The following is a 6,503-nucleotide window of genomic DNA, read 5'->3' on the forward strand; positions in this document are numbered from 1 at the left end:
TAATTAACCAAATTTAATACCCACGAAATAACGGCCACTCTTATTCATCCTTGAATTGAAGGAAACGCGTGTGAATATCCAAGCACTGATTAATGACAAAGTATCTCAGGCTCTAGAAGCCGCTGGCGCACCTGCAGGCTCTCCTGCGGCTGTTCGCCAATCTGCAAAACCACAATTTGGTGACTACCAAGCAAACGGCGTTATGGGTGTTGCTAAACGACTAGGCACTAACCCACGAGAATTTGCTCAAAAAGTATTGGACGTTCTAAACCTAGACGGTATCGCTTCTAAAGTTGAAATCGCAGGTCCAGGTTTCCTAAACATCTTCCTAGATGAAGCATTCCTAGCACAACAAGCAGACGCAGCACTGGCTGACTCTCGTCTTGGTGTTGCAGCAGCTGAAGCACAAACAATTGTTGCTGACTACTCTGCACCAAACGTTGCAAAAGAAATGCACGTTGGTCACCTACGTTCAACGATCATCGGTGATGCTGTTGTTCGTACACTTGAGTTCTTAGGTCACAAAGTTATCCGTGCTAACCACATTGGTGACTGGGGTACTCAATTCGGTATGCTTATCGCAAACCTTGAGCGCGTTCAAGCTGAGTCTGGCGAAGTTTCAATGGAACTTGCTGATCTTGAGGGCTTCTACCGTGAATCAAAAAAGCTTTACGACGAAGACGAAGAGTTTGCACTTAAAGCACGTGGCTACGTTGTTAAACTACAAAGCGGCGACGAGTTCTGCGCAGAGATGTGGAAGAAACTTGTTGATGTAACAATGATTCAGAACCAACGCAACTACGATCGTCTAAACGTATCTCTAACACGTGATGACGTAATGGGCGAAAGCATGTACAACCACATGCTTCCAACTATCGTTGCTGACCTAAAAGAGCAAGGTCTTGCTAAAGAAGATGACGGCGCACAGGTTGTATTCCTAGACGAATACAAAAACAAAGATGGCGACCCAATGGGCGTTATCATTCAGAAACGTGACGGCGGCTTCCTTTACACAACCACTGATATCGCTTGTGCAAAATACCGTTTTGAAGAACTAGGCGCAGACCGCGTACTTTACTTCATCGACTCACGTCAGCACCAACACCTAATGCAAGCTTGGACTATCGTTCGTAAAGCAGGTTACATCCCAGAATCTGTTTCTCTTGAGCACCACGCGTTCGGCATGATGCTTGGTAAAGATGGTAAACCATTCAAGACTCGTGCAGGCGGTACTGTTCGTCTTGCTGATCTTCTTGATGAAGCAGAAGTTCGTGCAGCGCAGCTAATCGAATCTAAGAACCCAGAACTAGCAGAAGACGAGAAGAAAGCGATCGCTAATACAGTTGCTATGGCAGCGGTTAAGTACGCAGACCTTTCTAAGCACCGTACAACTGACTACGTGTTCGATTGGGACAACATGCTTGCATTCGAAGGTAACACTGCACCGTACATGCAGTACGCATACACTCGTGTTGCTTCTGTATTTGCTAAAGCTGGTATTTCTATGGACTCTCTTGCAGGTGAAATCAAAATCACGGAAGAGAAAGAGAAAGCGCTTATCGCGAAACTTCTACAGTTTGAAGAAGCGGTACAGTCTGTTGCTCGTGAAGGTCAACCACACATCATGTGTAGCTACCTGTTCGAACTTGCTGGTCAATTCTCTAGCTTCTACGAAGCATGCCCAATCCTAGTTGCTGAAGACGAAGCTGTTAAGCAGAGCCGCCTGAAGCTTGCTGCACTCACAGCGAAGACTATCAAGCAAGGTCTATCGCTTCTAGGTATCGACACTCTAGAACGCATGTAAGCGATTCGAGATTCGAGATTCGAGATTCGAGATTCGAGATTCGAGATAATTAGAAAGGTTGGCGTGAAAGCGTCAACCTTTTGTTTTATTTGGAGGTTATATTTACTTAGCTATCGAGCTGCCCACAGACTTCCGTCGCAGAGCTCTCCTACTCCGCTCCTTCGTCGCTATAGGAGATGACGAAACCTATTTCCCCACCCGTCATCCTCTACAATGAGGAACGAACGTGATATGGAATCTGCTTATTGAGATCGTAAGCGCTAGCCACATTCCTATTCCAACCTTATACTCAACTAAAACAATTAATTGGAAAGATCATGGGCTTCGAACTTCACCCGCAACTTGCAAAAGACACTACGCTTATCGGCGAGTTTCCATTGTGCTTAGCACTACTAAGTAAAGACAGCGCTGTACCTTGGGTTATCTTGGTACCAAAACGTGCCAACCTGAAAGAGTTGCACCACTTACCAATGAAAGAACAACAGCAGTTCTTACACGAATCTCAAGCAGTAAGCCAAGCATTAGAAGCGACGTTCCAGCCAGATAAGCTCAACCTAGGCGCACTAGGTAACATGGTTCCACAACTGCATATCCACCACATAGCACGCTTCAAAGATGATATTGCGTGGCCTGGCCCGGTGTGGGGAAACACTAAAGGTGAACAACGCAGTGACGAAGATCAAACAGCTATCCTGACTCGTATTCAGAATGTGCTGTCACTAAGCTCTATCTTTAAAAAAGCTTAATGTTGTGAGTAAGGTAATGCCTAACCTCTAGGCATTATCATTATTACCAATATGTAATAATAATTCACAAAAACACACCATTATCACAACAAAGACTCCCGAGTATACTCTCTTGCACACAACATAGAGAGAGCATCATGAAACAAACCTTCAACTTATTTCGTCATATCAGCTGGATCGCCATCATCTGTTCTATGCTTGCTTCACTGCTTTTGTTTTTTATGGGAGCAACCAAAACCTACTCTGCTTTTGCGATCTTTATGCTCAACCAGGTACCGCCAGAATCACTGGCACATCTAGACACCACAGACATCGCGATCTCATACTTAATTAAGTCCCTAGATACGTTTCTGATTGCTTTTGTACTCTTCATCTTTTCTCACGGTGTGTTCACTTTATTCATCTCAGACAAAAGTGACGCGGCGAAAAATGATGAACAGATCAAAAAGAACAAAGTGCTTAACTGGATAAAAACACCCAACATTGGCCATCTGAAAAACATTTTGGCTGAAGTGATTATCATCATTCTATTCGTGAAGTTTTTGGAGCTCGTACTCGTCAACTTCGACAGTATCGGATGGGACATACTTGTCCTGCCTGTATCAATACTGTTACTTAGTATCGGCCTTAAAGTTCTCGGCCTAGGCGGAACCAAAGAGTCCTAAGTAGATAAGCACAAACAAAAAACCGCAGCTAAAGAGCTGCGGTTTTTTATTCAAGCTATCTGAACTACATCATCACATTCAGCGATAAACCATCTTGTTTACTAATGGTGTAGCGAACACGCGTCGTATGACCATGTTTATTGGTGTCGACCAAACGGGATATTTTCCCTTTCTTGACCCACACACTCAGCATCGCATCCACACCATCTTCACTCATACCAAACTTCGTGGCGATCTCTTTACGAGCCGCTACACCTTGATTGTCAATGTACTGATGGAGTTCAGTTAAAATCATGCGACTTGCACCTCTAATGCTTTTTGCTTACTGCCGACTTTCTTGAACACGCGATAGGTGATCACAAAGCCACCTGCAATCGCTACCATCCATACAGCACTAGTCACAGGATGGGCTGTAAAGTTTGCCGCTTGATAGTAGAAGGTCGCGCCAAAGTAGCCAAGCGCCATCGTCCAAACCGCAATGAATCGCGCAAACATTTGACCAAATTCACGAACGTAAGCACCCATCGCAGCCACGCAAGGCGTGTAAAGCAAGATAAGGATTAAGTAAGCAAATGCAGCATGACCGGAAACGAATTTGTCTTTTAGGTTACCAAAGATAGATGAGTCAACCTCTTGCTCTTCGGCAACAGCACCTGAATCGCTTAAGTCACCAACCTCAATACCTAGAGGATCCGAGTAGCTTAGACCGGCTAGATTCTCAGGGATCGTCATCACCGCTTCTTCTAAGCTCGCCGCTAAATCAAACTCAGCAGCTTCTTCATCAGAAGGCGTTGTGTATAGGCTGTTCAGCGTACCGACTACCGCTTCTTTCGCGAAGATACCAGTAATGATACCTACCGTTGCTGGCCAGTTTTCTTCTGTAATACCAATTGGTTGGAATACAGGAGTCACAACTTGCGCTGCCTTAGAAAGTACTGATTTTTCACTGTCTTCGTTACCGAAACTGCCGTCCATACCCAGAGAATTCAAGAAGCTTAAGATTGCTACCACAACCACAATCGTTTTACCTGCACCAAGCACGAAACGCTTCAGTTTTTGCCACGTTTTCAGCATCACGTTTTGTACAGTTGGCAGCTCGTAGTCTGGCATTTCCATTACTAAGCTGTCGCTGCTACCTGGGTAGATAGTGTTTTTAAGGAACAAACCGGTAAATACAGAAGCAAGGATACCCATGATGTACAAAGCAAATACCACGTTTTGACCAGCACCAGGGAAGAACGCCGCAGCAAACAGTGCGTATACAGGTAGACGAGCACCACATGACATAAATGGCGCCATAGATGCAGCTAGCTTACGCTCACGCTCTTGGTCAAGTGTACGAGTTGCCATAATTGACGGTACGTTACAGCCAAAGCCCAGAACTAACGGTACAAACGCCTTACCCGGCAGACCAATCTTTTGCATCACTTTATCAAGTACAAACGCAGCACGCGCCATGTAGCCCGAGCTTTCTAGCACCGCTAAGAACAAGTAAAGCGCCGCGATAACTGGAATAAAGGTGGCAACAGTTTGAATACCGCCACCGATACCATCTGCAAGAATAGTAACCAGCCAAACTGGTAGGTGTCCGTCTAATAAATGGTGTCCACCATCAACCAATATTGCACCAACGCCAATATCAAAGAAGTCGATAAACGCACTACCGATATTGATAGAGAACATGAACATTAGGTACATGATGACAAAGAAGAAAGGGATACCGACCCATTTGTTCAGAATGAATTGGTCAGCTTTCTCTGTGAAATTACGGCTGAGTTTGCCTTCACTACGGCGAACACGTTTACACAGATCGTGTAAGAAGGTGTATTTGGCGTCTGCTACCGCAAGGTCGATATCAAACTCTGCACCAAGACGCACATTGTCAATTTGAGTACGTGTTTGCGGAGCTAAACCGTTTAACACCAAGTAATCATTTTCTAGAGCACGAATCGCAAGCGCGCGGTGAGAAACATCAGCATCATCAAAGTGTGATTCAACAGAAGGAATAAGTGCTTCTAATGCTTCGTCATAGTTAATAGAGATAGGATCAAGGCTAACACCTTGAACAAGAAGCTTATGCAGGCGCTCTTTGAAACGAGCCACTTGACCTTTATCGTTCGCAGACAAGCTAAGAACCGGGCAACCTAGCTCTTTCTCTAGCGCTTTCAGGTTAATCACCTGACGCTCACGCTTTAATACATCCATTTTGTTCAATACAACGATCATTGGACGACCCAACTCTCGCAATTGCAATGTCATGTATAAGCTTCGCTCTAAGCAACTTGCATCAACAACATTAATGATCACGTCAGCAGGGTGAGTCAGAACAGCTCGCGACGCGATAGACTCATCAATACTATTTGCATCATTACCACTATCTAGTGCGTAGATACCAGGCAAGTCAGTTAGCTGAAATTGGTCACCTGCGTGTGAGTACAAACCCGTTTTCTTTTCTACGGTTACACCAACCCAGTTACCAACATGCTGCTTGGCACCAGTCAGTGCATTGAACAGTGTTGTTTTGCCACTATTCGGGTTACCAACGGTAAGAACTTGATAATCCATTTAGATAACCTCGATTTGTTCTGCAATGCTTTCACGAATGGCGATAGAAACACCTCTCACTTCAACTTGAAGCGGATCACCCATCGGCGCACGGCGGATAAGCGTCACCTCAGTTTTTGGCAACATACCCATGACCATAAGTTTTTTTCTTACGTCAGGTGTTAAACCTGTTAGTGCAACAATAGAAGCCTGCTTTCCTTGCTCTAGTTGTGAGAGTTTCATAAGTACCCAATTCGTGATTGATAATGAGAAAGATTGTTATTAACGCTATGATACACATACATGCCCACAATTCTATTGTGTGAAATCAATGTTTTCGAAAATACACACTCGTAAATTTCGTTAAAAACGTTTACGTCAAAAACGTTACTTTCAACAACCTACGAGAACTACCTCACTAGTACAAAACCACCCAGCCAACAACAAATTATTATTTATCAATCACTTAAGATAATGTCGGTTTTCTCATAGGCATCTGTCGTTAATTTTATAAGTAAAATAAGTACCTAGACGTATAGTTACTCCATCGAAGAGAAATTCCTTCTCTTTAATTTTATTCCAGAGGTGATGTGGCTCGCCATATCACTCCGGCAGCAAGCGAAGGTGTCATTGGCACCCGTGGTATAGTCCCCCCGGCTATGCCACGATATTTTTTTCTTCCTTTTGTTTTACCCTACAAACTTTTTTAAACTCCTCCTACTATCTCGTATCTCGTATCTCGTA

Annotated in this window: 6 protein-coding genes; 3 read left to right on the forward strand and 3 right to left on the reverse strand. The window is 44.2% G+C overall.

All coding sequences use genetic code 11. The features are described from left to right. Nucleotides 1–70: 70 nt before the first annotated feature. The 3 genes from argS (at nucleotide 71) to FTW16_RS20445 (ending at nucleotide 3,215) form a co-directional block, all read left to right on the forward strand. Complete coding sequence (argS, locus tag FTW16_RS20435) at nucleotides 71–1,804, forward strand: arginine--tRNA ligase (RefSeq protein WP_146492300.1); 1,734 nt, start codon at nucleotides 71–73, stop codon at nucleotides 1,802–1,804. A 317-nt stretch (nucleotides 1,805–2,121) separates the two neighbouring features. Next, nucleotides 2,122–2,550, forward strand: coding sequence for an HIT family protein (locus tag FTW16_RS20440; RefSeq protein ID WP_146492301.1), 429 nt, complete (start codon nucleotides 2,122–2,124; stop codon nucleotides 2,548–2,550). Between the two features lie 137 nt (nucleotides 2,551–2,687). After that, on the forward strand, nucleotides 2,688–3,215 hold the full coding sequence (locus tag FTW16_RS20445; protein WP_146492302.1) for a YqhA family protein: 528 nt from the start codon (nucleotides 2,688–2,690) through the stop codon (nucleotides 3,213–3,215). 64 nt (nucleotides 3,216–3,279) lie between these two features. Here the strand turns inward: FTW16_RS20445 and FTW16_RS20450 are convergent, their stop codons facing one another. The 3 genes from FTW16_RS20450 to FTW16_RS24585 are packed head-to-tail and all read right to left on the reverse strand — an operon-like array spanning nucleotide 3,280 to nucleotide 6,002. Next, nucleotides 3,280–3,510 (reverse strand): FeoC-like transcriptional regulator, encoded by a 231-nt coding sequence (locus FTW16_RS20450; protein WP_146492303.1) that lies wholly within the window; start codon nucleotides 3,508–3,510, stop codon nucleotides 3,280–3,282. After that, nucleotides 3,507–5,780 (reverse strand): Fe(2+) transporter permease subunit FeoB, encoded by a 2,274-nt coding sequence (gene feoB / locus FTW16_RS20455; protein ID WP_186728097.1) that lies wholly within the window; start codon nucleotides 5,778–5,780, stop codon nucleotides 3,507–3,509. The genes FTW16_RS20450 and feoB overlap by 4 nt, the downstream gene beginning before the upstream one ends. Beyond that, a complete protein-coding gene (locus tag FTW16_RS24585; protein ID WP_060982221.1) occupies nucleotides 5,781–6,002 on the reverse strand; it encodes a ferrous iron transport protein A in 222 nt (73 codons plus the stop codon). Between the last annotated feature and the right edge of the window lie 501 nt (nucleotides 6,003–6,503).

The sequence above is a fragment of the Vibrio sp. T20 genome (assembly GCF_007858795.1).
Lineage (GTDB): Bacteria > Pseudomonadota > Gammaproteobacteria > Enterobacterales > Vibrionaceae > Vibrio > Vibrio satsumensis.